This window comes from Eubacterium sp. AB3007 (assembly GCF_000688015.1).
Classification (GTDB): Bacteria; Bacillota; Clostridia; order Peptostreptococcales; family Anaerovoracaceae; genus Aminicella.
Map to the genome: position 1 here is coordinate 1,437,694 of NZ_JIAD01000001.1, position 26,525 is coordinate 1,464,218.

The 26,525-nt window shown below is 56.0% G+C and carries 27 protein-coding genes and 1 pseudogene; 3 read left to right on the top strand and 25 right to left on the bottom strand.

Going from position 1 to position 26,525, the window contains the following annotated elements:
- Position 1: 1 nt before the first annotated feature.
- Genes tyrS through prfA form a run of 5 tightly spaced genes read right to left on the bottom strand, consistent with a single transcriptional unit; the run spans position 2 to position 4,503 of the window.
- The gene (gene tyrS / locus P156_RS0106820; protein ID WP_081818488.1) at positions 2-1,336 is read right to left on the bottom strand and encodes a tyrosine--tRNA ligase; all 1,335 of its coding nucleotides are present in this window, start codon (positions 1,334-1,336) and stop codon (positions 2-4) included.
- 14 nt (positions 1,337-1,350) lie between these two features.
- Entirely contained in the window at positions 1,351-1,980 is a 630-nt protein-coding gene (gene upp, locus P156_RS0106825) for a uracil phosphoribosyltransferase (protein WP_027869480.1), read from the bottom strand.
- Between the two features lie 12 nt (positions 1,981-1,992).
- On the bottom strand, positions 1,993-2,424 hold the full coding sequence (rpiB, locus tag P156_RS0106830; protein ID WP_027869481.1) for a ribose 5-phosphate isomerase B: 432 nt from the start codon (positions 2,422-2,424) through the stop codon (positions 1,993-1,995).
- A 16-nt stretch (positions 2,425-2,440) separates the two neighbouring features.
- Entirely contained in the window at positions 2,441-3,439 is a 999-nt protein-coding gene (locus P156_RS0106835) for an L-threonylcarbamoyladenylate synthase (RefSeq protein ID WP_027869482.1), read from the bottom strand.
- Positions 3,439-4,503, bottom strand: coding sequence for a peptide chain release factor 1 (prfA, locus tag P156_RS0106840; RefSeq protein WP_027869483.1), 1,065 nt, complete (start codon positions 4,501-4,503; stop codon positions 3,439-3,441). Before prfA ends, P156_RS0106835 begins: the two co-directional genes overlap by 1 nt.
- 803 nt (positions 4,504-5,306) lie before the next feature.
- On the opposite strand from prfA, the gene P156_RS11925 reads away from it, so the two are divergent.
- On the top strand, positions 5,307-6,008 hold the full coding sequence (locus tag P156_RS11925) for a cyclase family protein (RefSeq protein ID WP_242838703.1): 702 nt from the start codon (positions 5,307-5,309) through the stop codon (positions 6,006-6,008).
- A gap of 505 nt (positions 6,009-6,513) precedes the next feature.
- Here the strand turns inward: P156_RS11925 and rpmE are convergent.
- The 13 genes and pseudogenes from rpmE to mtnA form a co-directional block, all read right to left on the bottom strand.
- The gene (gene rpmE, locus P156_RS0106855) at positions 6,514-6,714 is read right to left on the bottom strand and encodes a 50S ribosomal protein L31 (RefSeq protein WP_027869484.1); all 201 of its coding nucleotides are present in this window, start codon (positions 6,712-6,714) and stop codon (positions 6,514-6,516) included.
- A 127-nt stretch (positions 6,715-6,841) separates the two neighbouring features.
- A complete protein-coding gene (locus tag P156_RS0106860; protein ID WP_027869485.1) occupies positions 6,842-8,173 on the bottom strand; it encodes a sodium:proton antiporter in 1,332 nt (443 codons plus the stop codon).
- 18 nt (positions 8,174-8,191) lie between these two features.
- Positions 8,192-8,797 (bottom strand): AAA family ATPase, encoded by a 606-nt coding sequence (locus P156_RS13330; protein ID WP_027869486.1) that lies wholly within the window; start codon positions 8,795-8,797, stop codon positions 8,192-8,194.
- A gap of 46 nt (positions 8,798-8,843) precedes the next feature.
- A complete protein-coding gene (locus P156_RS0106870) occupies positions 8,844-9,614 on the bottom strand; it encodes a hypothetical protein (RefSeq protein ID WP_185752158.1) in 771 nt (256 codons plus the stop codon).
- Entirely contained in the window at positions 9,611-10,483 is an 873-nt protein-coding gene (gene prmC / locus P156_RS0106875) for a peptide chain release factor N(5)-glutamine methyltransferase (protein ID WP_027869488.1), read from the bottom strand. The genes P156_RS0106870 and prmC overlap by 4 nt, the downstream gene beginning before the upstream one ends.
- Complete coding sequence (locus P156_RS11930) at positions 10,480-11,532, bottom strand: DUF1385 domain-containing protein (RefSeq protein ID WP_051600775.1); 1,053 nt, start codon at positions 11,530-11,532, stop codon at positions 10,480-10,482. The genes prmC and P156_RS11930 overlap by 4 nt, the downstream gene beginning before the upstream one ends.
- 12 nt (positions 11,533-11,544) lie before the next feature.
- A pseudogene (gene rho / locus P156_RS11935) lies at positions 11,545-12,783 on the bottom strand (transcription termination factor Rho); the annotation flags it as partial.
- 86 nt (positions 12,784-12,869) lie between these two features.
- A complete protein-coding gene (locus tag P156_RS0106890) occupies positions 12,870-13,589 on the bottom strand; it encodes a pseudouridine synthase (RefSeq protein ID WP_027869489.1) in 720 nt (239 codons plus the stop codon).
- A complete protein-coding gene (locus tag P156_RS0106895; protein WP_027869490.1) occupies positions 13,586-14,239 on the bottom strand; it encodes a CpXC domain-containing protein in 654 nt (217 codons plus the stop codon). The genes P156_RS0106890 and P156_RS0106895 overlap by 4 nt, the downstream gene beginning before the upstream one ends.
- A 1-nt stretch (position 14,240) precedes the next feature.
- Positions 14,241-14,852, bottom strand: a complete 612-nt coding sequence (gene scpB / locus P156_RS0106900) for an SMC-Scp complex subunit ScpB (RefSeq protein ID WP_027869491.1) — start codon at positions 14,850-14,852, stop codon at positions 14,241-14,243.
- Entirely contained in the window at positions 14,849-15,628 is a 780-nt protein-coding gene (locus P156_RS11940; RefSeq protein ID WP_051600777.1) for a ScpA family protein, read from the bottom strand. Before P156_RS11940 ends, scpB begins: the two co-directional genes overlap by 4 nt.
- Before the next feature lie 30 nt (positions 15,629-15,658).
- Positions 15,659-16,558 (bottom strand): DMT family transporter, encoded by a 900-nt coding sequence (locus P156_RS0106910; protein ID WP_027869492.1) that lies wholly within the window; start codon positions 16,556-16,558, stop codon positions 15,659-15,661.
- Entirely contained in the window at positions 16,559-17,608 is a 1,050-nt protein-coding gene (gene mtnA / locus P156_RS0106915; RefSeq protein WP_027869493.1) for an S-methyl-5-thioribose-1-phosphate isomerase, read from the bottom strand.
- A 168-nt stretch (positions 17,609-17,776) separates the two neighbouring features.
- Between mtnA and P156_RS0106920 the strand changes: the two genes are divergently transcribed.
- On the top strand, positions 17,777-18,649 hold the full coding sequence (locus tag P156_RS0106920; RefSeq protein ID WP_027869494.1) for a PhzF family phenazine biosynthesis protein: 873 nt from the start codon (positions 17,777-17,779) through the stop codon (positions 18,647-18,649).
- 259 nt (positions 18,650-18,908) lie between these two features.
- Here the strand turns inward: P156_RS0106920 and P156_RS0106925 are convergent, their stop codons facing one another.
- The 7 genes from P156_RS0106925 to P156_RS0106955 form a co-directional block, all read right to left on the bottom strand.
- Entirely contained in the window at positions 18,909-20,258 is a 1,350-nt protein-coding gene (locus P156_RS0106925; RefSeq protein WP_027869495.1) for an MATE family efflux transporter, read from the bottom strand.
- Entirely contained in the window at positions 20,255-21,367 is a 1,113-nt protein-coding gene (locus P156_RS0106930; RefSeq protein WP_034802347.1) for an MraY family glycosyltransferase, read from the bottom strand. Before P156_RS0106930 ends, P156_RS0106925 begins: the two co-directional genes overlap by 4 nt.
- Before the next feature lie 31 nt (positions 21,368-21,398).
- Complete coding sequence (locus P156_RS0106935; protein ID WP_027869497.1) at positions 21,399-21,878, bottom strand: dCMP deaminase family protein; 480 nt, start codon at positions 21,876-21,878, stop codon at positions 21,399-21,401.
- Positions 21,879-21,899: 21 nt separating this feature from the next.
- A complete protein-coding gene (gene truA / locus P156_RS0106940; RefSeq protein WP_242838704.1) occupies positions 21,900-22,652 on the bottom strand; it encodes a tRNA pseudouridine(38-40) synthase TruA in 753 nt (250 codons plus the stop codon).
- Positions 22,653-22,793: 141 nt separating this feature from the next.
- Positions 22,794-23,513: an A24 family peptidase gene (locus P156_RS0106945; RefSeq protein ID WP_027869499.1), complete on the bottom strand. Its 720-nt coding sequence runs from the start codon at positions 23,511-23,513 to the stop codon at positions 22,794-22,796.
- A gap of 343 nt (positions 23,514-23,856) precedes the next feature.
- Positions 23,857-24,255 carry a hypothetical protein gene (locus P156_RS0106950; protein WP_027869500.1) on the bottom strand — a complete coding sequence of 133 codons (399 nt, stop codon included), beginning with the start codon at positions 24,253-24,255 and terminating at the stop codon, positions 23,857-23,859.
- 156 nt (positions 24,256-24,411) lie between these two features.
- A complete protein-coding gene (locus P156_RS0106955) occupies positions 24,412-24,969 on the bottom strand; it encodes an ECF transporter S component (RefSeq protein WP_034802350.1) in 558 nt (185 codons plus the stop codon).
- A 115-nt stretch (positions 24,970-25,084) separates the two neighbouring features.
- Here P156_RS0106955 and P156_RS0106960 point away from each other — a divergent pair, with 115 nt between their 5' ends.
- Positions 25,085-26,473: a PLP-dependent aminotransferase family protein gene (locus P156_RS0106960; RefSeq protein WP_027869502.1), complete on the top strand. Its 1,389-nt coding sequence runs from the start codon at positions 25,085-25,087 to the stop codon at positions 26,471-26,473.
- Positions 26,474-26,525 lie beyond the last annotated feature (52 nt).

Genomic DNA, 26,525 nt, shown 5'->3' on the forward strand with positions numbered 1-26,525 from the left:
GTTATTTCAGTACCACCTTCTGGAATTTCTTTTTCCCCTTTTGCAGAAGCAGTTCGCCGTCCTGGAACATGTCCCTGGTGACCATGGTGCGCGGGTCGGTGACCTTGGCGCCATTCACACTGAGACCACCCTGCTGGATGGTGCGGCGAGCCTCTCCGTTGGAGGCAGCCAGTTTCAGTTCCGTCATCAGCGTCAGGAGGCCTTTCCCTTCTCCTTCGAACGCGGCAGCCTCGTACTCCGCCGTCGGAATATTCTCTGTAGATGCACCGCCACCGAAGGCTGCCCGGGCACCATCCTGTGCCTTTTTCGCTTCTTCTTCGCCGTGGACCAGCTTGGTGACCTCGTATGCCAGCACTTCCTTGGCATGGTTGATCTCCGCACCCTCAAGCGCAGCCAGCCGGCGCACCTCGTCCATAGGCAGGAAGGTTAGCATGCGGAGACACTTCTCCACATCCGCATCTCCCACGTTCCGCCAGTACTGGTAGAACTCATACGGGGAGGTCTTCTCCGGCGACAGCCAGAGGGCGCCCTTGGCGGTCTTGCCCATCTTCTTGCCTTCGCTGTTGGTCAGCAGGGAGAAGGTCATGCCGTAGACTTCCTTCCCTGTCATCTTCCGGGTCAGATCCACACCACCGATAATGTTGGACCACTGGTCGTTACCGCCGAACTGCATCTTCACGCCGAAGTCGCGGGCCATGACCATGAAGTCATATGACTGCATCAGCATGTAGTTGAACTCAAAGAAGGACAGGCCGCCCTCCCGGGCCATGCGCTGCTTGAACGCCTCTGCCCGGAGCATGGTGTTCACGTTGAAGTGGGTACCTACCGCCCGGACGAATTCCACATAGTTCAGCGGGCGCAGCCAGTGGGCGTTATTGACGCTGATGGCCTTGCCCGGCTCTGGGGTCTTGTTCTCGTGGCCAGGGGCGAACACGCCGTCGTTGCCCTCGTACTTCCATTCCTCGTCGAACTCCAGGAAGCGGTCGAACAGTTTCTTGAACTGACGGCAGTTCTCATCGATGGTCTCGATATCCATCAGCTTACGCATATCTGTGCGTCCACTTGGGTCACCCACCATGCCTGTACCGCCGCCCAGCAGCACCACCGGGGTGTGGCCGTACTTCTGCATGTACATCATGATGATGACCTGCATGAAATGCCCTACATGCAGGCAGTCCGCCGTCGGGTCAAATCCGATGTAGAACTTGATCTTCTCCTCGGACAGAAGCTTGCGTACTGCGTCTTCATCGGTGGTCTGCTCGATAAAACCGCGCTCCTTCAGGACATCGTACACATTGTCATATGTGCTGACATTATCAGGGATAAAATTTTTCACTTCAACCTCACTCTCTATCTCGTTCCGTATAATCTGTCACCGGCATCGCCTAGACCAGGTACGATGTAGGCGTTCTCATTCAACTTCTCATCCTTGGCAGCGATGAAGATATCTACATCCGGATGGGCCTTCTCCAGGGTCTCGATCCCCTCCGGCGCCGCGATCAGACACATGAAGGTGATGTCCTTGCCGCCTCTCTTCTTGATGAAATCGATGGCCGCCACAGCGCTTCCGCCGGTAGCCAGCATGGGATCCACCACAAAGATCTGCCGCTTCTCGATATCGGTAGGCAGCTTGCAGTAGTATTCCACCGGCTCGTGGGTCTCCGGATCGCGGTAGAGCCCTACGTGTCCCACCTTGGCATTGGGTATCAGCGCCAGCATGCCATCCACAAACCCAAGTCCGGCCCGCAGGATGGGGACGATGGCGATGTCCTCGCCTTTCAGCATGTTCACCTTGGTCGTACAGATCGGGGTCTCGATCTCCACCTCTTCCATAGGAAGATTGCGTGTCGCTTCAAATCCCATCAGCATGGCGACTTCCTCTGCCAGTTCTCTGAACTCCTTGACGGTGGTGGCCTTGTCTCTCATCAGCGCGACTTTGTGCTGGATCAGCGGATGATCAAATACATATACCTTGCTCATAGTGTCCTCCTGTTACATCTCGTCTAGCATATCGACTCTTCTCTGGTGACGGCCGCCCTCGAACTCGGTGTCCAGCCAGGCGTCCACGATCTCTATGGCCAGCGCGGGATCCGTGGTCCGTCCACCCAGCGCTAGCATGTTGGCGTTGTTGTGCTGCTTGGTCAGCGTCGCCATCTCCACCGAGGTACAAAGCCCACAGCGGATGCCCTTCACCTTGTTGGCTGCAATGGATATCCCGATCCCTGTGCCGCAGCAGACCACGCCCAGGTCGGCTTTGTGCGAGGCTACTGCCTCTGCGCAGGCCTTGCCGAAGAGGGGATAATCCACCGATTCTTCGGAGTCCGTGCCCAGATCCACTACCTTGTAGCCTCTCTCCACCAGGTGCTCCCGCACCTGTTTCTTCAGCTGAAATCCGCCGTGGTCACTGGCGATTGCGATAATCATAGTTTACCTCTCTTTCTCAGACCTTCCTCACGTTATATCCCGCTGACTTCAGCATCCTGTTCATCACAGAAAAGCCAATGCCTTCCTGTGGCAGAGCTGCTGCCAGAATGATATCTGCCTTGTCCTTGTCTGCCTCCCGCAGAGCCGCGAAGAACTCGTGGGCTGCAGTTTCAGTATCTTCCTGACTATAGCGGATCACCACCACCTTCTGGCCCAGACTTTCCCGCTCGGCGCGTTCCTCGTCCATGGCCGCTTCTACCGCCTCGGTCTCTCCCTCAAATATAATCATATCTGCCTCGGGAGCATAGTGCTTGTATTTCATGCCTGGGGCCTTGGGCCGAAACTCTACCCCCGGCTCCGGCTTCTCGTTCAACGTGGGATCGACCAGAATATCCTTCCCCAGGGTGCGTGCCACATCCTCCCGGGTAATGAACCCCGGCCGCAGGATCATGGGGAGCTCTCCTGTCATATCGATCACCGTAGACTCGATGCCGATGGTACAGGGCGTACTCCGGATGATGGCGTCAATGCGCCCGTCCATGTCATCGATCACGTGCTCCACCGTGGTGGGGCTTGGCTTGCCACTGAGGTTGGCGCTGGGCGCAGCGATGGGACACCCCGCCGCCTGAATCAGCGCCCTGGCGGTGACATGATCCGGCATGCGCACTCCCACCGTGTCCAGGTTCCCTGTAGTCACATTGGGCACAGTGTCTCGGCGGGGCACCACCATGGTCAGCGGCCCCGGCCAATACTTGCGAGCCAGCCTCTGCATATCCGGGGTGACCCTCCAGGTAAGTTGCTTCAGGGCAGATTCGTCAGCGATGTGGACGATGGTAGGATTGTCGGAGGGACGGCCCTTGGCCTCGTAGATCTTACGTACCGCATCCGGATCCAGGGCGTTGGCGCCCAGGCCATACACCGTCTCTGTAGGGAACGCCACCAGGCCTCCTGCAGCGATGATCTCTCCGGCTAAGCGCAGATCCTGCTCGTTCTCGCTCAAAATTCTGGTAACCATTAGAAGTCGTTCATCTTTCTGGCCTGGTCATCGGTGGTCAGCGCATCGATGATCTCCTCGATGTCACCGTCCAGGATGGCATCCAGCTTGTAAAGCGTCAGGCCGATTCGGTGGTCGGATACTCTTCCCTGGGGGAAATTATAGGTCCGGATCCGCTCACTGCGGTCGCCGGATCCGATCTGCTCCTTCCGCTCTGCGGCGATCTCCGCTGCCTGCTCCCGGCGCATCTTATCGTACAGACGGGCCTTCAGGACCTTCATGGCCTTCTCCCGGTTCTTGATCTGGGACTTCTCGTCCTGGCAGGTGACCACCAGCCCGGTGGGCAGATGGGTCAGACGTACAGCGGAGTCTGTGGTGTTGACGCACTGGCCGCCGTTACCGGATGCCCGGTAGACGTCCACCTTGACATCATTGGGATCGATGTGGACCTCCACATCATCCACCTCCGGCAACACCGCCACGGTGGCTGCGGAAGTGTGGATCCTTCCAGAAGCCTCTGTCTCCGGCACTCTCTGGACCCGGTGTACACCGCTCTCATACTTCAGACGGGAGTAAGCTCCCTTTCCCTTGATCATGACCTCGGCTTCCTTGACGCCGCCGATGCCTGTGTCGTTCAGATCCATGATCTCCACCTTCCAGCGGTGGCGCTCCGCATAACGGGTATACATCCGCAACAGGTCGCCGCCAAAGAGGGCTGCCTCATCGCCGCCGGTGCCGGCACGTATCTCCAGGATGACGTTCCTCTCATCGTTAGGATCTTTCGGGATCAGCAGAACCTTCAGTTCGCCTGCCAGTTTCTCAATATTTTCTTCCTGTTCGGATATCTCCGCCTTGGCCAGATCGCGCATCTCCTCGTCGGACTCACTCTCCAGCATCTCCTTTGCGAAGTCGAGCTCTTCGTTGGCCGCCTTGTATTCCTGATACTTGCGGACGATGGGTTCCATCTCCCCCATCTCCTTCATATGCTGCTGCCAGACACTCTGGTTGGCGATCACGTCCGGATCCGCTACCACCTTGGTGAGCTCGTTGTACTTATCTACTACGCTCTCTAATTTCTCAAACATATCTCTATATCTCCTTGTCGCTCTAACAAATTATTTTATCATACATCCGTGCTATTTACCACTTAATTTGAGACTTTCTTTGCTACTTTCTTTGGCTTTTCGTCAGCCGGCAGAGGGTACGAGGCATGGAACTCCAGGCGCGAATAGTTCCATGCAGGGTCTCAATGGCTCTGAGATTTGGGGACAGGCAATACAATGGGTTTTCGTCTGTGGCCTGTTCCATGCAGATCAGTCAAATGAGGAAACTTAACGCACTTGCGTGAGAGGGGAACCTTGTTGCGTCTAATGAATCGTCTAATTGCGATTCGTGTTCTCAATATAGTTCCATGCAGATCACTCATACCCCCGTTTTGCATGGAACTCCAGGCGCGAATAGTTCCATGCAGATCACCCAAATCCCCGTTTTGCATGGAACTCCGGGCGCGAATAGTTCCATGCAGATCACCCATACCCCCGTTTTGCATGGAACTTCAGGCGCGAATAGTTCCATGCAGATCACTCATACCCCCGTTTTGCATGGAACTCCGGGCGCGAATAGTTCCATGCAGATCACCCAAATCCCCGTTTTGCATGGAACTCCGGGCGCGAATAGTTCCATGCAGATCACCCATACCCCCGTTTTGCATGGAACTTCAGGCGCGAATAGTTCCAAGGATGTGATACAATGAATTATACACTTTCCGATATGCTGTCTGATCGCATCCTTGCGGAGCATATGATCCTCACACCAACCCTGGATTCATCGAAAAAGATCATTGAATAAGCTGGAGCAGGGGTTGGAGAATGCGTTCCAGTAGGCGCTGGTGGCTCTGGAATTCTGTGACAAAGCCCCACGGAAGAGGGGCTATTACGAGAACGCCCGAAAACTCCGCCTCCTTTCTGTCATCGCCAGGCATCCTGACATTCGAGAAGAAGCGAAGAAGTTGCTACGGAAGACTGAGGAAGATCGAAGAGATGATAAATACGCACAAGGAGGTACCCATGAAAGTCATCGACCTGACCCATTACATCGAACCCAACATACTCGCCTACCCGGGTACAGAACCACCCTGGACCAGTTCCCGCCGGAACAGTTCATGGGCGAGGTGCTGGTCATTGACTGCACTTCGCTTGCCGAAGGAGCGCCCATCACTATGGATTTCATTGATAGCTGCGGGGACAAAGCCCTGCAGTCCAATTTCCTTCTCTTCTACCTTGGTTGGGATCAGCGCTGTGGGAAAGACACGTATTTTGGCAATTACCCCTGCCTGAACGAGGATGTCATGGACTATATCCTCGGCGGTGATTACAAGGGGATCGGATTCGATGTGATCGGCCTTGACCCCATCGCCGACGAGAATCTGACCAGACACAAGAAGCTTTTCCGCCACAAAGACATCCTCAACATCGAGAACCTATGCAACCTCGGTGAGTGTGGCACGGACCTCTTCCATTTCAGCTGTTTTCCTCTGAAGATCAGAGACTGCGACGGTTCCCCGATCCGCGCCGTGGCATGGTTTGATTGACACAGGCATCTCTCCAATTCAGCCATCTTCTTCTGGTTCCTTCCGCAAGAGTCGGACTACACTTTTCCGGCTTGAGCAGGATTTTGTAGTAGGTTTTTGTCCAATTTACTACAAAAACAGCGCCGCTGGCGGATTCTGTAGTAGGTCCCAGCAGGGGAATTCCAATATATGGAAGTTTTCAGGTGCTGTCAGGGGGAAAACGACTACAAAAACGCAGATCTCCCGCGAAAGTGTAGTCACTTCACCAAAAACCTACTACAAAATACCACCCCGGAGTTTTTTTGTAGTCAGCAGTTCGGCGGGCGAAGTCTAGCCGTCGGCCAACAATTCGTCGGTGACTAACTGCCGCCGGCCAACAATTCGCCGGTGACCAACTATCCGCTGGCCAACAAGCGACCGCTGGCCAGCAATCTCCCCCGAGCGCTCCCCGTACGCTCGCCGGGCGCACACGGAAAAGACCTCCCGCTTCCGGGAGGTCTTTCGGTTTCTCTTCTGAATAACAGGACTAGTCCAGGTTGTACTTCTGCTTGAACTTCTCAACACGTCCACCACGGTTGATGAACTTCTGCTGACCTGTAAAGAACGGGTGGCATGCCGAGCAGACGTCCAGCCTCATCTCAGGCTTGGTCGATCTGGTTGTAAAAGAATTACCGCATGCGCAAGTTACTTTACATTCCACGTATTCAGGATGGATTCCTTCCTTCATGCTTATACCTCTTTCCTGCTCAGGCACTCGCCCTTGCATAATATTACTGCCGGCGTGTGAGACTGCTACACACCGCTACAGCCTTATCATCATATCACAAAGCCCTACGCAAGTCAACTGTTTTCTGCTACCAGAACCAGATCAACGTGTCCAGAATGAACACCGGCACCAGGAAACACAGTGACCAGATCATGTAACCGAAGAAAGAGGGCATCTTTACCTCAGAACTCTCAGCAATGGCCTTCACCATGAAATTGGGTGCGTTGCCGATATATGTGTTGGCACCCATGAATACCGCACCGCAGGATATGGCCAGAAGCATACGCTGCGATATGATGCCCACGGTTGTCGCCACACCGGAAGAGGCCCCCAATGTCCCTGCCGTTGTCAGGAACACCAGGTAGGTCGGTGTGTTATCCAGGAAACTGGACAGCGCGCCGGTAGTCCAGAACATCTGGAACGGCTCTGTCAGTCCCAGGTTCGGTCCGACCTCCTTCAGCAGGCTCAGTGCAGGCACCATGGTGATGAAGATACCAATGAACAGCACAGCCACTTCCACGATAGGATCCCAGCCAAACTCATTGGCATCACGGACGGACTTGTTGGTTGTCCGGAAGGACAGGTATGCCGCCAGAAGGATCAGGATGATCTCCAGTATAGACACGTGGTTGAAGGTGACTTCCCCCATGATGTGGATCTTCCCACTGAGGATTCCTAAAGTTGGCAGCAGACCGGTCATGATGACCGCGCCCACGATCATCACCAGAAACAGTACATTGTGGGCGCCACTGATGCTGACCAGGCGTGTTTCACTGATGTTTTCAGGATCCGGATAGCGGCCCTCCGCCAGATCCTTGGTGTAGGCTCTCGTATCCAGAAACAGATAGATCGCGAGCAGGATCACCGTGTTCAGCACCAGGATCGGGGCGATCTGCAAACTCCAGAAGAAAGGAACCCCCCGCATGAATCCCATCAGAAGCGGTGGATCTCCCACCGGCGTCAGTGCGCCACCGATGTTGGACACCAGAAAGATGAAGAACACCACTGTCTGTACCTTGTGTTTCCGCCAGCGGTTCGCCCGCAGCAGCGGTCGGATCATAATCATGCTGGCCCCTGTGGTGCCGATCCAGCTTGCGAAGATGGTCCCTACCAGGATCATCAGCGCATTCACCTTGGGAGATCCGTCCACATTGGAGGATATGGTGATGTTTCCGCAGACGCAGAAAAGGCCGAACAAAAGCACAATGAATCCGATATAGTCCCCAAAGATCACCTCTGCGACGCTCTCCACCGCCGCGTGCGACCCGTTCATGATACCGAAGGGGACCACAAACAGGAGAGACCAGAAGATGACTGCATATTGTTTCTTCTCCTCCCACCATTCCGGTTTGGTCAGAGGAAAGATGGCGATCGATAGAAGCATCCCTATAAAGGGAATGCACAGTAAGAGCTTTTCCATGTGCCTAGACCTTTCTTGCTACTCGCCCTTCAGTACCTCCAATGTGCGCAGGATAATCTCAACGCTCTCCTCCTGCCCAAGCAGTCCAGTGTTCAATGCCAGATCGTAGTTCTGCACATCTGCCCACTCCCGCTTGGTGTGGTACTTGTAGCGTGCTGCTCTTCGTTTGTCCTTTTCCTTCACCAGTTTCTTCACCGGGATCTCGGTCTTGCCGTATCGCTCCACGATGCGTTTGGCCCGGTACTCCCTACTTGCGTACACAAAGACTTTCAGCGTATCCTCTCGATCCTTCAGGATGAAATCCGCGCCCCGGCCTACCACGATGAAAGGGCCCTTCTCTGCCAGATCGTTGATCACGGAGCACTCCGCATCGTAGATGTAGTCCTGGAAGGATTTCCCTTTGATATCACGTCCTACAAAGAACGCCGCAAGACCCCTTGCCGGCACCTCTGCAGCATCCATTGCCCTGACGAAACGTTCATCGAAGCCGGCCTTCTTGGCCACCTCCATGATCAGATCCTTGTCGTAGAACGGCAGGTCCAGTTTCTCCGCCAGGGCAAGTCCGATGGAGTGTCCTCCGCTGCCGAACTGCCGGCTGATGGTAATGATTTTTTTCTCACTCATAGCAAATCACCTCCTGCCGTAGATATTACTTTATTGTTGTAAACTATTATATCATCCGTGTGTCATCTGTCAATGGTCTTGCTGGCTTCTCTTCCACTGTAAATCGCCAGGTGCGGAAGGTCACCACGATCACCAGAAGCTGTGTCATCAGCCACAGACTCCCCATCAGCCCCAGGTCGAACCGGGCGCTTTCCATCATCCGACTGTCCACGGCACTGCTAAGCGACTGATAATAGTAATAGCACACGGCAGCGATCCCACCGATCAGCGTCGCAATCCCTACAGGAAACAACACCCGAGCGACCAACGCATTCCCAGGGTGCCCAAATTCTTCCGAGATGGCAGCGCATCCCCACAGAAAGAAACGGTTGAACACCACACCGAGGATCACAACTGTCAGGAGAAATACCACAGCCAGTATCAACAGCAACCCGAACAGCCAGTAGGTCTGGTAGGACGCCTCGATCTCCTCCAGTCCTTCTCGCATTTGCATCGGGCCGATCAACACAGCCGCCGCAAAACACACGCTCCCCGCCACGACCCCGGCAATAATAGCGAGCATCAGGTGGTAGGCTTTGTGGAACCAGAGGGAGCTGTTCCGCAGCTGTGCAAGCCCCAGGATCATACACATGCCCGCGCAGATCCAGCCTACAGTGCTCACCGACCAGACTGCCATATGCAGGTTCCCGATCACGCCACCGCTGTCGTACTTGGCCACCAGCGTGTTCGTCGGTGTCATCAGCCCCAGGAGCAGCACCGCCAGCACCTGGGCCACGAGAATATTCTTGATTCCGATGTACATATTCGGACGATTCATTCCTCTGCGATCCTTTCCCCTGTTATGATCCGGTCGCGGCCCGCCAGATCCCGGTACCCCACGATCCCGGCAAATACCCCGGTCTCCTCCAGCATCTTCTTCACCGCTTCCCTCTGATCGTGGCCGATTTCCATCATCACTGCGCCTCCCGGCTGCAGCGCATCCCCCAGGGACGACGCCAGCTGCCGGTAGACATCCAATCCATCCTCACCTCCGCACAAAGCCATCTCAGGCTCGTGATCCCGCACCTCTCTGGCAAGACCGCGGACCACGTCTCTGGCGATATAGGGTGGGTTGGACAGAATCAGATCGAACTTTCGCCCTTCAACAGGCGCCAGCAGATCCCCTTCCAGGAACTCCACCTCCACCGAAAGTCGGGCAGCGTTTTGCCGGGCGATTTCCAGCGCTGCAGGACTGATGTCCGTGCAGGTCACGCTGGCTGCCGGCACCAGCTTTGCCAGCGAAACACCGATGGCTCCACTGCCACAGCCGATATCCAGCACCCTGCACGCTCTGGCAGTATCGGACTTCTCACAGAAGGACTTCGCCCATGCCACCGCCTTCTCCACCAGAAGTTCTGTCTCTGGCCGCGGGATCAGCACTCCCGGGGCCACATGGAATGGAAGTCCCATGAACTCCTGCACTCCTGTGATATACTGAAGTGGCTCGCCGGCTGCCCGGCGAGCCAGTATCTCGCTGTACGTCTCTACGATCTCTTCTGTTACCTCTTCCCGGTACTGGAGGATCCGATGCGTCCGGTCCAGTCCGGTTATATGATCATAGAGAAGCTCCGCATCCAGTCTGCTGTCCTCCACACCGGCCTCTGCCAGCAAAGCAGCTCCCGATGAGATCAATTCCCGCACGGTCATGCGTTTTCCCCCTCTTTCGTCTTTTTCTCCTTCTCTTCTCGCTCCTTTTCGATGTCCAGCGGCTCTACGATAGTCCCGTCCAGATCACAGATTCCTTCCACATAGGGTGTCTCCTCATCCACCAGCACCGCCTTCAGGGACACGATGGCTATCTCCAGCTGAGAATCGTCTGGGGGGCGTGTAGTCAGTTTCTGCAGGTAGAGACCCGGCAGGCTCAGCACACGCACTACGATGTTGTCCGAGCGTCCGGCCCACTTCAGGAGCTCGTAGGAAAGCCCCGCCACCACTGGGATCAGCAGCAGACGAGACGCGATCCTCCAGATCAGAGAGGGCCATCCCAGCAGAGAGAACAGGATCAGACTGATGACCATGACGAACATCAGGAAGCTGGTTCCACAACGGGGATGCAGCGTATAGAAAGTCTGGGCGTTGGCAGGTGTCAGCTCCAGGTTGTTTTCGAAGCAATGGATGGTTTTGTGCTCGGCACCGTGATACTCGAACACCCGCTGGATATCCTTCATCCTGGCAATCACCACGATGTACGCGATGAACATGAGGATACGAAGCACTCCCTCGATCAGGTTCAGTGCTACCGCGTTGTCGACAAAGGCCTTCATCCAGCCGATGAGGGCTGTGGGCAACAGCACGAATATGCCGATGGAGAACACCAGGGCGATCACCACCGACAAGAGGATCATGGCGTTCCAGATCGTCTGGCTGCCGAACTTCTCCGTGAGCCACTTCTCGAACCTGCCCGGCTCGTAGTCCTCGTCATCCAGAAAATACTCCTGCACATCCGCCGAGTAGGTGAGAGTCCTGGTGCCCGCCACCAGCGAATACACAAAGGAGACCACCCCACGGATCAGGGGAAGTTTCATCCATTTGCTGGAGGCACCGTTGGGCATGGTCTTCAGATGGATCCGCCCGTCAGGGATCCTGCAGGCGATGGCCGTGCGCGTCAGACCACGCATCATGACACCCTCGATGACCGCCTGCCCTCCGATGCTGGTAGGGCAGGCGTCCTTGAGAAATATTTTCTTCATATCCATAGATATGCTCTCCTATTTATAGAACACTTCCTTGATGATGTGTATGAAATCGCTGTTGGTCCTGGTTCTGGCCAGGGTATCCACGATCTGCTCGGTGGTCTCCTGTACAGACTGGGAGGACAAAGCCCTGCGCATTGTCCAGATGGCCTCCATGGCTTCCTGATCCATCAGGAGTTCTTCCCGTCTGGTGCCGGATTTCTCCAGGTTGATGGCTGGGAAGATCCTCCTCTCCTGGAGCTTGCGGTCCAGGTGCAGTTCCATGTTGCCGGTGCCCTTGAACTCCTCGTAGATCATGTCGTCCATGCGGCTTCCGGTCTCCACCAGGGCGGTTCCCAGGATGGTTACGCTGCCACCCTCCTCCAGGTTTCTGGCAGCGCCAAAAAAGTTCTTTGGCTTGAAGAGCGCCGCCGGATCCAGTCCGCCGGACAGGGTCCTTCCGGAGGCGGGAATGGTCAGGTTGTAGGCTCTGGCCAGCCGGGTGATGCTGTCGAGAAGGATCACCACATCCTTACCGTGTTCTCCCAGCCGCCGGGCACGCTCCAATACCATCTCCGCCACCTTGACATGGTGCTGGGGCTGTTCATCAAAGGTGGAGTAGATGACCTTCCCTCTGCTAAGGGAGCGTTGCATCTCCGTGACCTCTTCCGGACGCTCGTCCACCAGGAGTACGATCAGTTCTACTTCCGGGTATTTCTTCTCGATGCTCCTGGCAATGTTCTGCAGAAGGGTGGTCTTGCCGGCCTTCGGCGGGGCTACGATCAGTCCTCGCTGTCCTTTTCCGATAGGGGCGATGATGTCGATTAGCCGCGTCGAAAGCTCCAGTGGATTGTTCTCCAGTACCAGTTTCTCTGTGGGATAGATAGGCGTCAACCGTGAGAAATCCGGCCGACGGATCGCCGCCCCCGGCTCCTCTCCATTGACGCTCTTCACGTACAAAAGCGCGCCAAACCGCTCCCCGGCATGAGGCCGTCGGGTGATGCCGCAGATCTCATCTCCGGTCTTCAGATGGAAACGGCGGATCTGCGTGGGGGACACGTAGATGTCCTTGTCGCTGGTCAGGAAGTTGTCAAAGCGCAGAAAGCCAAACCCGTCCTCAGCGAGTTCCAGGATCCCGGTGACCTCTGGGCGATCCTCCTGCTCAGGCTCCCTGGCGGGTTCCCGATCCTCGCCCTGGCCAGAGACTGCCTCTTCGGCCTCCTCCGCGGGCGCGACCACAGGTACCTCCGCCTCAGGTGTCGTCTCTGCCTTCACTGTCCGACGTCTTCTGGGCTTCTTCTCTTCGGATTTTTCTATTTTATTTTTTACTGGCATACCTTATTCCTTAACTTTGTTTATTGTTAATACTTCTTACTTGCTGCCTGCAGCAGGCTCTCAACTTCTGCCTTTGTGAGCGCACGGGTGTGGCCGGGCTTGATGTGCCCCAGCTTGATGTTCCCCACCTGAACACGCTCCAGCTCCTGCACCGGATAACCCACCGCCTCGAACATACGGCGGATCTGGCGGTTCTTTCCCTCATGGATGGTCACAGACAAGACCATGGAGTGGCGGTTCCATGTGATCACGTCCACCTTGGCCCGGGAGGTCACGAATCCCCCTATATCCACACCGCTCCGCAGCCGGGCGATCTTCTCCTTCGGAATGTTGCCCGCCACCCGAACGATGTAAGTCTTCTCCACCTCGTGGCGCGGATGGGTGAGAGCGAAGGCGAAATCGCCATCGTTGGTCAGAAACAGCAGACCCGAAGTGTTCAGGTCCAGCCGTCCCACAGGAAACACCCTCTCTGCAGCCTCCGGCAACAGATCACATACTGTGGGGCGTCCTCGGTCATCCGTCACAGCGGTGATCACCCCCACCGGCTTGTTCATGGCATAATAGAGTTTCTTCTGTACAGCGTCGATCCTGTTGCCGTCCACATATACGATATCTCCGGGCTTCACATCGTATCCCGGTTCCATCAGACGGACACCGTTAACCTCCACCTTTCCTTCGGCGATCAGCGCATCCGCCTTGCGACGGCTGGTCACCCCGCACTGGGCGATATATCGGTTGATCCTCATTCCTCTCCCCTCTCAAAACGCTGGCGGATCCAGTACTGGTCCACCTCCGCATAGTGCGTTGCCGGGACCTCCATGTGCTGCAGGTAGTTCTTTGCAAGCTCCTGGTACAGTTCCTCATCCAGTTCGATGGAGAGCATCTCGTCTTCGCCGTTATCGGAAGTCCAGATCACCAGGTACTCCCCATCCTCGTCATACATGTAGAGCAGATCCCCCGGCTCCAGGTCTGGCCACTCGTCCTGGACCTGATCCCAGACGGTGAACTTGTAGAGTTCCATCACCCGGTCATCCCGGCCATTCTCCGCAAGCAGGATCTTCTCCATCAGACTGACGCCATTGCCAACCACGCGGTAGACCACGTCCGCTGTGTCATCCACCGGCGGAATGTCCAGGCTGTTCATCTGGTCCAGCAGATCTTCCTCATGGCCCGGTGCCAGATAAACGTTCAGTTTCTTCTCCGGGTCGGTATACATCACCGGGTACTCCACCAGCATCTGATCGCCACAGTCCGGGCAGGCATTCAGGAAGAACTCCCCTTCAATGATCTTCTTCTTGACAGTTGGATCCTCCTGGGCATCCACAAACTCCCGCATGGGAACTTCAAACTCGCACCCACAGCTGGGGCATTCGATCTCGATGATTTCTGCCGGCATTCTATTCCTCCTCTGTCTGTGCGCCATCGGCGGCACCTGAAATATCCAACATCATCTGGCGGGAGTCCTCCTCCGGCTCATCCATCCCGATGACTTCTTCTATATCCTCGATCTCTGGTAAGTCCTTCAGGCTCTCAAACCCGAAATGCTTCAGAAACTCGTCTGTTGTCCCGTACAGGATCGGACGGCCAACGGCTTCGGAGCGTCCCCGATCCCTGACCAGGCCCTTCGTCACCAGTCCTTCCACCACCCGGTCGCAACGGACACCACGGATCGCGTCGATCTCTCCCTTGGTCACCGGCTGCTTGTAGGCGATGATGGCAAGCACCTCCAGCGCTGCCTGAGACAGCCGCTTGATCTTCACCGGGGTACAAAGCCTTCTGACGAACTCCTCATTCTCCCCATAGGTCACGAACTGGAATGCCTTTCCCACCCGGCGGATCCGAATGCCTCGGCGCTCCTGCTCGTATTCCTCCTGCAGTTCCTGAAAGATCCCGATGGCATCTGCCTCGGAAATATCAAAGACCTCTGCCGCGTCCTTGGCAGGCAGCAGTTGCCCCCACACAAACAGCATGGACTCGAACGCCGACTTGATCACTTTTCTGCTTGTCATCCATTTCCTCCCTCTCCGGCATCTTCAAACGGCCGCTTCCCCCGGAACACCCGGATGTCCCCAAAGGTCACCTTCTGATCAGCATCCAGATAGTGTTCCCTCATCATCTGCAGCATGGAGGCAAAGGAGACCGATACGCTGTAGCGGTTCCCCTGTTCCGGTACCAGTTCCCGGAAGGAGACGTCCTTCTCTCCTGCCCGTTCGCTTTTCTGCAGGGTCTCGCGGATGAAGGTCATGCGGTTCTCGATGGTCTCCCGCTCCCGTTCCACCCTGGTGTAATTCCGGCGAGTCTCATCCAACCGACGCTTCCTCTGCAGGAACGCATGAAAGGCCTGGGCAAAATCATCGATGTCCAGCTGCAGGTACTCGTCCGGATTGTCCAAATAGATGGAAATATCTTCCTGGGGTTTCTCAAACACGCCCCGCTGCTTCTCTTCGCAGACCGCCAGAAGTTCGCTCTGCTGCTTGCACCGCTTGTAAGCCAGCAAGCGCTCTGCCAGCTCGCTCCGGGGATCCTCCACTCCCAGCACATCTCCTTCCGTCTGCGGCCTTGGCAGCATCATGCGGGACTTGATCTCGATCAGTTCCGCCGCCAGTACCATGAACTCCGAGGACAGCTCGATGTTATGCTCCCGCATCATCTCCAGATACTCCAGATATTGACTTGTGATCTCCGACACCTGGATATCATAGATGCTCATCTGAGCATTCTCGATCAGATATACCAGCAGGTCGAAAGGCCCCTCAAAGGTCCTCAGTCTGACTTTATAGCTCATTCTCTGTCTCCACGCACAAAGCTTTGTGCACTAGGCGCTGCGCTCCTCCAATCCAGTATGATAATTATAATACAGCAGTCCGATCACCACAACCACGGCACCGAGAATTTCCCAGGATGTCGGGATCTGGTGGAGGAAGAGCAGGCTCATGATGATGGCGAACACCGACTCGCCGGACTCCCAGGCCGACACGTAGAGGGAGTCCACGTAGCCGAAGCATAGGTTAAACACGGCGTGAGCGCCGATCTGGCAGACCAACGTCATGCCCACCAGAAGGATGTAGTCGTGAGCGGAGTAGCCGAGCACCGGCGTACCCGTGGCAACGATGCCCACCGAGAAACAGACCCAGCAGGACAGGAAGCACAGGAACACATAGGTAGGGCCAGCCACGGTCTTGCGGACCTCGTTACCTACACAGAAGTACAGCCCCATGAACACCGCCGCCAGAAAAGCCAGCACGTCACCGGCGAAATTGCCGCTGGAGAGTTGGCTCTTGTCCAGCCCGGCCACCATGGCGCCGCCTAGCAGCGCCAGCACGATGCCCATGATTGGTCGGCGGCCGACATGCTTCTTCAGGACGAACAGGGTGATGAGAAGCACCACCAGCGGGTGCAACGCAGCCAACACGACGGCGCTGGCGATGTTGGTCATCTTGACGGCGTTGAACCAGGTGAAGAAGTGGCCGAACAGGAAAGCGCCCGCCACGAAGGACCAGATGAGTTCCTTCCGGCTCAACGCCTTCAATTCCTCCCGGCGGTTGAGCAGCACTGGCACCGCAAAGAAAGGCAGTCCCATGGTCAGCCGCCAGAAGCCGATGGCCATGGACGGCGCCTGAATGGCTGCGCCAAAGATACCCGAAGACGATCCCGCCACCACCGCCAGTACCACGATGATCTTGACATATCTCTCCAAAAAATTCTTCCGTTCCATTTATCTCTCCATGATCTCCTTCAAACTGTCGGTATAGGGCGGGTAAGCGATCCCCTTCTCCGTGATCACCGCAGTAATGTATTCCGCAGGAGTCACGTCGAAGGAAGGGTTATAGGTCTTGATGCCTTCCGGTGCCATGGGTTCCTTGTACCACATCTGATAGATCTCCTTCCCGTCCCGGAGCTCGATCTCGATGTCCTCCCCCTTCTCACACTCCAGGTCGATGGTGGAGGTAGGCACAAACATGTAAAAGGGAATCCCGTATTCTCTGGCCAGAATGGCCACTCCGGAGGTTCCGATCTTGTTGGCACCGTCCCCGTTGGCGGCCATGCGGTCACAGCCGACCACCACGGCATCGATCCAGCCGTTCTTCATGACCTGGGAGGCCATGTTGTCGCAGATCAGTGTCACGTCAACGCCGGCCTTCATCAGTTCCCAGGCTGTCAGCCGTGCCCCCTGCAGGGCTGGCCGTGTCTCATCTGCGAACACACGGAACCCGTAATCCTTCTCCTGTCCCAGGTAGATGGGAGACAGACTGGTCCCGTACTTGGCAGTAGCCAGTGTTCCTGCATTGCAATGGGTCAGAATACCCATGCCCGGTTTCAACAGGCTCAGTCCATACTCGCCCATACGACGGCAGGAGGCCTCGTCCTCCTTACGGATCGCGGTAGCTTCCTCGTACAGAAGCCGCTTGGCGCCGCTCACGCTTCCCTCGTAGGAAGCCAGCTTCTCCTCCATCCGGTTCAGCGCCCAGCTCAGGTTCACCGCTGTAGGCCGCGCCTTCGCCAGGTAGAGCGCTGTCTCGTGGACCTCATGGCGGAAATCCGCAAGATCCCGTCCTTCGTAGTCCAGCATAGAAATATAAAGCCCGCAGGCTGCAGCGATGCCGATGGCCGGAGCCCCTCTGACTTTCATTTTCTTGATGGCCACAAAGACGTCTTCCTTGCCGAACATTTCGATGTACTTCTCCTCCCCGGGAAGCCTTGTCTGGTCCAGGACCAGCATCTGGCGCTCCGAGAACCTGATCGGTACGATCTCTTCTACTTTCATATATGCCTCCAATATAACGGGCGTAGATCGCCCGTGGATTTACGTAACAAATTATTATATCATTTTCCTACCAACGGTGCAACCTCCGAAAGGGACTCCCGCGGGTATTGCACTGCCGCCCACGCCGTGATACAATGAATAAAGATACAAGATAAGGAGGTATCCACCATGAGATTTCTGATCGTAGATGCATTCACCGAGACCACCTTCGGCGGCAATCCGGCCGGAGTTGTTCTCCTGGGAAACCAGGACTTTCCGGAGGATGAGATCATGCGAAAGACGGCAGCAGAGCTGCGCTATTCTGAAACGGCATTCATCAAGCAACTGGGCCCGACAGAGTTCCAGATCCGGTATTTCACACCCGCCGCGGAGGTAGAGCTTTGTGGTCACGCCACCATCGGCTCCTTCTGCGCGCTGCAGCACCTGGGCATCATCAAGGATGGAGATATCTGCACCAACCACACCCTGTCTGGCGACCTTGCGATCAACGTCAGCAACGGATTCGTCATGATGGATATGGCCGAGCCGAAGGACCTGGGTACCATCGAGACCCAGGAGGCACTGAAGGAACTGTATGATATCATGGGCGCAGACTGCGATCCCCTTGCCCTGGATCTGAGGCCGCAGCTGATTTCCACCGGGCTTCCGGACATCATGATGCCGCTGCCGACCCGGGAGGCGCTGAACAGCATGGAACCGGATATGAAGGCTTTGTCCGCTCTGTCAGAGCACTATCAGGTCACGGGTGTACACGCTTTCACCCTGGACACCGAGGAAGGTGCCACCGCCCACACCCGGAACTTTGCGCCGCTGTATGACATCGACGAGGAGGCCGCCACCGGCACCTCCAGCGGGGCTCTGACCTACTACCTCTATCTGAACAACATCATCGGCCCGCAGGATGCCTGCAAGTTCATCCAAGGGGAGGCCATGGATCGGCCATCCATCATCCTGTCCCAGCTGGATGCCGCGCTGGATCCCTGCAAGATCAAGGTCGGCGGGAGCGCCGTGGTGCTGGCCGAGGGAGAGATCCATATTTAGACCGGCTCGCTTTCGACAGGGGTGCCTTACGCCCCCTCATGACAGGGGCGCCGCCCCTTTTCGGCCGCATGGATGCTGTATGTACCGGCTATTTTCGAATAGCATAGTGGCGTCACCACTAACAAAACAGGCTCTAGCCCACAATATGGCGGCTAAAGCCCGGACAGGTAGTGGCGACGCCACTATTTTTTTCGCCAAACAACCATTACCACGCTCGGCTGGCGCCCTCCGCGCTCAGCTGGCACCCGTCGCAATCCGGTCACAGGTCCCGGATCACGGTATTCATCCATTTCCTGGAACGTATACGGAAGATGTAGATGATGCTCTCTGTCACCTCGGTCAGGCGCATGCAGAGCACCGCCAGGTAGATGGGCAGGTGCCACCAGAGAGAAGCCGCAAAGGCGATGGGTACGGCAATGAGCCAGATGCACAGGATCTCTGTACGGGCGGCAAAGGCCGTATCGCCGCCGCCCCGGAGCACACCGGTCGTACAGATACCGGAAAACAGCACGATGAACAGAGTTCCACCGATGACCAGTACCGTCCGAAAGGCATAGGTCAGGCCCAGGGGAGACAGGGCGAACAGGTGTACCAGCGGCCAGGCGGCCAGCATGAGGGCGCCGCCAAACACAAGGCCTACCACGATCCCTACTTTCAACAGTTTCTTGGCCAACTCGTAGGCGTACTCATGGTCCCCTTCTCCCAGCTTCTCTCCCACCAGGATCAGGGCCGCATCTCCCACACTGAAGGCGGCAAAACTGAAGATCTGACGAACGGATTCCGAGGCCTGATACGCCGCATACGAGGTGGTCCCCATACGGGAGAAGGCCGCTACGTACATGGATGTACCGATGGACCACAGCAATTCGTTGAGGGTGGTGGGGATGGCGTTCTTCACGATCCGATGCATCAATTCCGGGCTCCATCCGAAGAATGCCCGCAGGGACCCGCGCAAAGGGCTTTGGGCACGGAAGGCGAAGAACAGCATGAGGCAGAGCCCAAGCGCTCTGGCGCAGACCGTGGCGATGGCCGCGCCGCTGATCCCCATTGCCGGGAATCCCAATTTTCCGAAGATCAGGATGTAGTTCAGGATCGTGTTGGTGGAAAACATGACCACGCCGGACATCAGGGGAACGGTGGGGCGCTGGATGGCCTTGAAGGCGATCTCAAAGGGTGCGCTCACCGCCACCATCAGGAAGCACACCGTACAGATACGCAGGTAAGGCATGGCCAGGTACTTGACATGTGGCTCCTCGGTGTAAATGTTCAGGATCTGTTCCGGGAAGAGTAATGTCCCCACGAAAAAAATAAGGCTGATCCCCATGGCCACCGTCATCGCAAACCCGGTGCTCTTCCGGATGTTGGCGAAGTCTCCTTTCCCGTAGAACTGGGCAAGGAAGGTAGATGTACCACTGTTGAAGCCAAACAAGAATAAATAATGAATAAAATAGATCTGAGAGCCGATGCCCACCGCTGCCAACTCTGCCTCTCCCAGGGAACCCACCATCAGGTTGTCCACCAGGTTCAGGGTAGCTGCCACACTGCCCTGGATGGCAATGGGCACGGCGATCCGCACCAGTTTCTTCAGCAGAAATCGGTTGTCGATCATCGGATTCGCCCATCCTTTCGTGCTTTTCTCTCTTCCTTCTCAATGTTGACCGCCTTGATCTTCGGCATCTTGTGGTTGTGGTTCGGATCCGTCAGGAATACGTACAGGTATATGCAGGCGATGATCACCAGCACAAAAGCGTCTTTGATGAGTTCTCTGCTCATAAGCACCGCCGCCATTCCCATGACACCGGAGATCCCGTACAGCATCAGCACTGCCCGGCGCTGTCCGTATCCGGATTCCATCAGTCGGTGGTGGAGGTGTCCTTTGTCGGCCTGCATGATCGGCCGCTTGTTGATCACTCTGCGGAAAATGGCAAAGAAGGTGTCAAAGATTGGAATGCCCAGCACCATCACCGGTACCACCACAGCGATCAGGGTAGACCTCTTCAGGGGGCCAACCACTGACAGAACAGCAATCATAAACCCAAGGAACAGTGATCCGCCATCGCCCAGGAAGGTTTTGGCCGGGTAGAAATTATATGGCAGGAACCCGAGGGAACCACCCGCCACTGCCATCATGCCCATGCACACTAACATGAACCCGAACTTGTCTCCGTGGATATAAGCCACGTAAGCAATGCTCAGGGAAGCGATGGCCGCCACCCCTGCAGCCAGCCCGTCCAACCCATCGATAAGGTTGATGGTATTGGTGATCCCCACGATCCAGAGCACCGTCACAATAAAACAAAGCGCAACCCCAAAGCGCAGGTGTCCCTCGCCGCTGAAGTTGGTGATGAATTCGATTCTAAGTCCCAGGGTGTACATCAGGATGGCGATCGCAAACTGCCCCGCAAACTTGATTCCCGGCCGGAGATCTTTGAGATCATCCCAGACCCCCAGAGCGTACATGAGCGCGCCACCCAGCACTGCCGCCATCATGCGCTCATTGCCGTTGGCAAAAATCAGGATCGAAAGCGTCGTTCCAAGGAAAACAGCCATCCCCCCAAACCGCGGCATGGCTTTTGTGTGCATTCTTCGGTTGTCCTTCGGTATGTCCATTGCGCCGATCTTCGGAGCCAGCCAGATCGACAGCGGCGTCATGAACACCGATACGATCAGCGAGATGAAGAACGACAAGAAGACAGTGAGATGTCCGATCTCTCCCATAGGTTCCCTCTATATCAATATAAACAGTAATCTACTTGTCTTTCGCGAGTTTATCCAGAGTGACCACTTTCAGTCCTGCCTCGTCCAGGATATCCCTGGCCAGATCATCCGGATACCCTTCCCTCACCACGATTCGGGAGATCCCCGCATTGATGATCATCTTGGAACAGATGGCACAGGGCTGGTGAGTGATGTAAATCGAGCCCCCATCCACACTTTGGCCCAGTACGGCCGCCTGGATGATGGCGTTCTGCTCCGCATGCAGCGCACGGCAAAGCTCATGTCGCTCTCCTGACGGGACGTTCAGTTCCTCCCGCAGGCAACCACCGATTTCCGCACAGTGCTTGAGACCTCGGGGTGCCCCATTGTATCCGGTAGCGATCACATGCTTGTTCTGGACGATCACCGCCCCCACATGTCTGCGCAGGCAGGTAGACCGCTGCGATGTCAGCTCCGCCATCTGCATAAAATATTCATCCCAGGAAATTCTGGTGTCCTCGATGTATGCCATCTATCTTTCTCCTTATTGCCTTCAGTAGAACACTTCCACCAGGTACAGTCCCTGGGGCGGCGCCGTGTGCCCCGCGTTTCTGCGGTCCTTGCTCTCGATAATGCGCCCGACCTCCTCTGCGGAGATCCTTCCGATGCCCACATCCACCAGCGTGCCGGTGATGATCCTGACCATATTGTACAGGAATCCGTCTCCGGACACCTCGATGGCAATATCCAACCCCTCTTCCACCGGAATCTCCCGGATGGTCAGGGCCTGGATCGTCCGCACCGTGGTCTCCCTGGGCGTTCCCCCCGCCGCCTGAAAACAGGCAAAATCGTGGGTCCCTACGATCTGCGCAGCCGCTCTCTTCATCGCCGCTGTGTCCAGCTGATCCCTCACGTGGTAGCGGTAGTCGCTGAGAAACACCGGCATCCCGGCTCCGCAACGGATCATATATCGATACTTCTTGCCTTTCGCATCGAACCTGGCATGAAATCCCATCGGTCTTTCCTCTGCCGACACGATGCGAAGATCTCCGTCCTTCCCGATGCGCGAAAAATGGTCATTGACCGCCCTGGCGATCCGGTCGGTAGGGATGCCGAACTCCCCATGAAAGGTGGCACACTGTCCCAGTGCATGCACCCCCGCATCCGTCCGGCTAGTTCCATCAATGCGGATCTCCTGCGCACAAAGCCTGCTCAGCGCCTTCTCCAGTTCCCCCTGAACAGTCCGCCTCTCCGGCTGCCTCTGCCAGCCCGAGAAATGCGTGCCATCATATTCTATCTTCAGCAAGATGTTTCTTTCCATTTCATTATTATACCAACTACTAGCGGGTGTGTCAAAGGGGACGGTTCTTTTTGACACTTTTTCTGCAGTGGCAGAAATGTGTCAAAAAGAACCGTCCCCTTTGACACACCCTTTGACACACCTTTGCTACAGAGTGATATACACCTCCGGCACTCCCCAAAGGAAAACCAGATACACCGCCGCGGCTGCCGTGATGTACGGAACCATGGGCAGGTAAGCCCCTTTCTTTACTTTCTTCCTGAGGGTCAGTGTCAGGAAGTGCACAGCAGCCAGCACTGTGGCCATCACGAACACTATCAAGATCCCATAGGGACCAAGTACGAACCCCAGCGCCCCAAAAAGCTTGATGTCGCCTCCGCCCACTGTCTCTTTCCTGTACAAGACCTTCCCGATCAAGGCTTCCAATCCCATAAGCCCCAATCCTATCAGCATCCCAAAAACACAGTGCTTCCAATCATCATAATAAGGAATGTATCCCACTGCCGTGATCGCGGTCAGGACTACAAGCTGGTCCGGTACGATCTGGTATTTGATGTCTCCGATGGCCATCTCCAGCAACAGCCAGATGGTGCAAAGCGCCGGAACAGCGAACCGCACGTCATCTCTCACCAACATAATCCCGATGATCACGAACCCGATGGTGAACACCACCTTCCAGGGCCAGGACTTGATGCGCTGCGTATACGGGTCTGTCATCTCCGGTGTTGGGTCCTGCCCATAGTCGCAGAACCACTTCGCCGGCATCCTGTTGAAACAGTACACCGCACCGCACCCCAAAATCACTGCCGCAATCACCGCACCGGTGCACTCCAATAATACGATCAAATATGGGATCATGGATTCCATACACTTGCCTCCCTGTTTTCATTCTACCCCACATTCCAGGCTTTGTCCATGAACCCGGAAGGGTTTTCGACATTTCGCTATAGTTACGTTGATCTGTAGAACGATTCAGATCTATTTTCCACATAACCACATTTCCACCCATCAAATGTAGAACTATCCACACCGAAAATTCCACATTCCAGAGCGAACACTATCGGCATGTGGAATCCCCCAGGGATCATTGTCTGCGAACGTTAAAGAGAGCGATTATAATCGATAAACTCTTTGATCTGCTGCCGCAGCAACCCATAATCCACTTCCCCGTTGAAGCCATCGAAGGTGAACAGCACATCACGGCCGACGATCAGACCGGCGCGGTCGCCCAGCTCCTGGCATCCTCGAACCCCATCTCCCGAAACACTTCGCTGCTGGGTGTCCGATACGCCTTGGGCAAGAGTTGAATCAGTTCATTCGGATCAAATACCGCTCGGCATTGCTTCCCCTTTTCGATTTCGATGATCGCCTGGTCGATTCCCGCAAGGACACGTTCCACTAGTTTTCTGTCACAAAGCTTTGTTACCAGCGGATCATCTCGCTTCAAAGCCAGCCTCTTCCCTTTCTGATCGATCGAGTAGTAATCTCTTCCCTTCTTTCGGCTCACCACCATACACCCCTGCGGCAATTCCGCCAACAGGTGTTCACAAAGCCCTTTCCTCTCCACCAACGCAGCATGCTTTTGTCTGTTGATCTCGTCTAATGTCATCGTAAACCACCCTCCTAAAGTAGCGCCATTATACCCCTTTCCCCATAGACGGTCAATACAGGATTTATATTATTTTCCTTTATATGGTAATTGTCAGATTTCTTCCATATAAAAAACACCGCGCCTCAAAGGCGCGGTGACCCAATACTCACACGACTATCTCATCAGAAAAAACCTTTTCACCGGGGTCTTCCACAGGGCTGCAGCCACCACAAAGGCTACGATCATGCCCACGACCGCCTGACCAATGTTCCAGGGGATCCCAACGGCGGCCGCTGCCCAATTGCCGTACAGCACCCGCTCCACCAGGAAGTAGCCGGCGCACATCTCCGCGCTACCCAGTACCATGCCCAGCACTTCTGCGCTGGATACACTGAACTTCTCTGCCAGTGGGTGTCCGTGCTTCTCTAGCAGGTCGATCACCACCCCCATCAGGTAGGCCATCAGGAACTTGATCACGAATGTAAAGGGGACCCAGAGGGCAAAGCCTCCCAGCAAGTCTCCCAGTGCAGAGCCCAGCCCCGCTGCCAGCGCACCGTTCCGTTTCCCGAGCAGAAGCACCGCCAGGAAAATCATGCCGTCCCCCAGATGGACGTAGCCCTGACTGAGCGGTACGGGAACCTTGAACAGGCTGGTGGCCACCAGGATCAGACCCATCATCAGCCCCGTCATGACCACGGTGTTTATTCTCTTATCACTGTTATAACGCTTCATTTCGATCTCCTCTTGACTCTTTCTCTCTCCACCAGTATAATATCACCAAAGTGTACTTATTAAAATAAGCAATTATATTTATTTTCCCAAGTACAATTATACAAGGAGGCAGAATATGAAGCCAATTGCACTGGATATTCAGCACAATTCCACCACATCACTTTACATACAGTTATATGACCACCTCCGGCAAGCCATCATTCAAGGAGAGATCACTGCCGGCGAGCGGCTCCCTTCTCTGCGCCGTCTGGCTAAGGATCTGGGCATCAGCGTCACCACCGTCAGCCAGGCCTACGACCAGCTGGTGGTAGAGGGGTATCTGACCAGCCGGCCCCACTCCGGATACTACGCCGCCGACCTGAAGGTAGCCGGTCAGATCCCGGAGACACTGGAAACGCTGATCACAGAGCCCATAGACTTCGACACCGATCAGATCCAGAAGACAGAATACCGGTACGACACAGCCTCCTTCGATTTCGTCAAGTGGAAGAAGTGCCTGTCCGCCGTTCTGAACGAGCACGCTCACCTGCTCCTGTCCGAAAGCGATCCCCAGGGGGAGCCTGCCCTTCGCCACGAGATCGCACGGTATGTATATACGGCGCGGGGCGTGCTTTGTGCCCCGGAACAGGTGGTCATCGCCGCGGGGACCCAGCAGCTCACCGGTCACCTGATCCGCATCCTCAGGAAGATGCGCATCGACCACATCTCCACCGAAGATCCGGGGTATCTGCCAGTGCAGAACATCTTTCGCGACCACGAGTTCTCCATCACCAGGATCCCCGTGCGCCAGGACGGTATCCTGATCGAACGTCTTCCCATGAACATCGCCTCCGCCGTCTACCTGAGCCCCTCCAACCAGTTCCCCACCGGCTCCGTCATGCCTGTGGGGCGGCGCTACCAGCTGCTGGAGTGGGCAGAGGCCAACGACAGCCTGATCCTGGAGGACGACTACGACAGCGAACTGAGGTACTTCGGCAAGCCTATCCCGCCCCTGGCCAGCCTGGACAAAGCCGGGCGCGTGGTGTACTTCGGGTCTTTCTCCTCCACCCTTTTCCCGGCCATCAAGATCAGCTACATAATCCTGCCGAAGGCCATGGCGAAGATCTTCAGCCGCATCAAGCGGGATTACGACCAGACCTGCTCCAAGGAGGAGCAGCTGGCCCTGGCCATGTTCATGGAGAAGGGGTACTACTATACCAACATAAAAAAACTGCGCAGCCTGTGCGCCCAAAAGCTACAGGCTGCGCTCACCGCGCTGTCGGAATATGCAACAGGGTTCGTGACCCCTATGAACACCCACTCCGGCATCAATCTGACCCTGCGGGTCCAGACCTATATCGCGCCGGACGAGCTCTGCCGCCGGGCCGCTGAGCTAGGTCTCTATCTGGTTCCGGTGGCCAGCCTCACCGACCAGACCACTGCCGAGCTGATCTTCTACTACAACCGGGTCCCTATTGGAGACATCGGCCCCTGCGTGAAGGCCATGATCGACGCGTGGCGGTAGTGGACTGCAGGGTGAGATGCACGACAAGATCCGATCATAGAGGAATATGCCC

Excerpts from the sequence above, each read along its gene's own strand:
- P156_RS0106960 (WP_027869502.1), top strand. The coding sequence starts at position 25,085 with ATGAAGCCAATTGCACTGGATATTCAGCACAATTCCACCACATCACTT.
- P156_RS0106930 (WP_034802347.1), bottom strand. The coding sequence starts at position 21,367 with ATGGGAGAGATCGGACATCTCACTGTCTTCTTGTCGTTCTTCATCTCG.
- rpiB (WP_027869481.1), bottom strand. The coding sequence starts at position 2,424 with ATGATTATCGCAATCGCCAGTGACCACGGCGGATTTCAGCTGAAGAAA.
- mtnA (WP_027869493.1), bottom strand. The coding sequence starts at position 17,608 with ATGAAAGTAGAAGAGATCGTACCGATCAGGTTCTCGGAGCGCCAGATG.
- P156_RS0106870 (WP_185752158.1), bottom strand. The coding sequence starts at position 9,614 with ATGAATCGTCCGAATATGTACATCGGAATCAAGAATATTCTCGTGGCC.
- P156_RS0106860 (WP_027869485.1), bottom strand. The coding sequence starts at position 8,173 with ATGGAAAAGCTCTTACTGTGCATTCCCTTTATAGGGATGCTTCTATCG.
- P156_RS0106835 (WP_027869482.1), bottom strand. The coding sequence starts at position 3,439 with ATGGTTACCAGAATTTTGAGCGAGAACGAGCAGGATCTGCGCTTAGCC.
- P156_RS0106950 (WP_027869500.1), bottom strand. The coding sequence starts at position 24,255 with ATGACATTAGACGAGATCAACAGACAAAAGCATGCTGCGTTGGTGGAG.
- prfA (WP_027869483.1), bottom strand. The coding sequence starts at position 4,503 with ATGTTTGAGAAATTAGAGAGCGTAGTAGATAAGTACAACGAGCTCACC.
- P156_RS0106895 (WP_027869490.1), bottom strand. The coding sequence starts at position 14,239 with ATGCCGGCAGAAATCATCGAGATCGAATGCCCCAGCTGTGGGTGCGAG.
- P156_RS11930 (WP_051600775.1), bottom strand. The coding sequence starts at position 11,532 with ATGGATATGAAGAAAATATTTCTCAAGGACGCCTGCCCTACCAGCATC.
- upp (WP_027869480.1), bottom strand. The coding sequence starts at position 1,980 with ATGAGCAAGGTATATGTATTTGATCATCCGCTGATCCAGCACAAAGTC.
- P156_RS0106925 (WP_027869495.1), bottom strand. The coding sequence starts at position 20,258 with ATGATCGACAACCGATTTCTGCTGAAGAAACTGGTGCGGATCGCCGTG.
- rpmE (WP_027869484.1), bottom strand. The coding sequence starts at position 6,714 with ATGAAGGAAGGAATCCATCCTGAATACGTGGAATGTAAAGTAACTTGC.
- P156_RS0106935 (WP_027869497.1), bottom strand. The coding sequence starts at position 21,878 with ATGGCATACATCGAGGACACCAGAATTTCCTGGGATGAATATTTTATG.
- P156_RS11940 (WP_051600777.1), bottom strand. The coding sequence starts at position 15,628 with ATGAGCTATAAAGTCAGACTGAGGACCTTTGAGGGGCCTTTCGACCTG.
- P156_RS0106890 (WP_027869489.1), bottom strand. The coding sequence starts at position 13,589 with ATGAGGATCAACCGATATATCGCCCAGTGCGGGGTGACCAGCCGTCGC.
- P156_RS13330 (WP_027869486.1), bottom strand. The coding sequence starts at position 8,797 with ATGAGTGAGAAAAAAATCATTACCATCAGCCGGCAGTTCGGCAGCGGA.
- P156_RS0106955 (WP_034802350.1), bottom strand. The coding sequence starts at position 24,969 with ATGAAGCGTTATAACAGTGATAAGAGAATAAACACCGTGGTCATGACG.
- P156_RS0106920 (WP_027869494.1), top strand. The coding sequence starts at position 17,777 with ATGAGATTTCTGATCGTAGATGCATTCACCGAGACCACCTTCGGCGGC.
- scpB (WP_027869491.1), bottom strand. The coding sequence starts at position 14,852 with ATGACAAGCAGAAAAGTGATCAAGTCGGCGTTCGAGTCCATGCTGTTT.
- P156_RS0106945 (WP_027869499.1), bottom strand. The coding sequence starts at position 23,513 with ATGGAATCCATGATCCCATATTTGATCGTATTATTGGAGTGCACCGGT.
- P156_RS0106910 (WP_027869492.1), bottom strand. The coding sequence starts at position 16,558 with ATGGAACGGAAGAATTTTTTGGAGAGATATGTCAAGATCATCGTGGTA.
- prmC (WP_027869488.1), bottom strand. The coding sequence starts at position 10,483 with ATGACCGTGCGGGAATTGATCTCATCGGGAGCTGCTTTGCTGGCAGAG.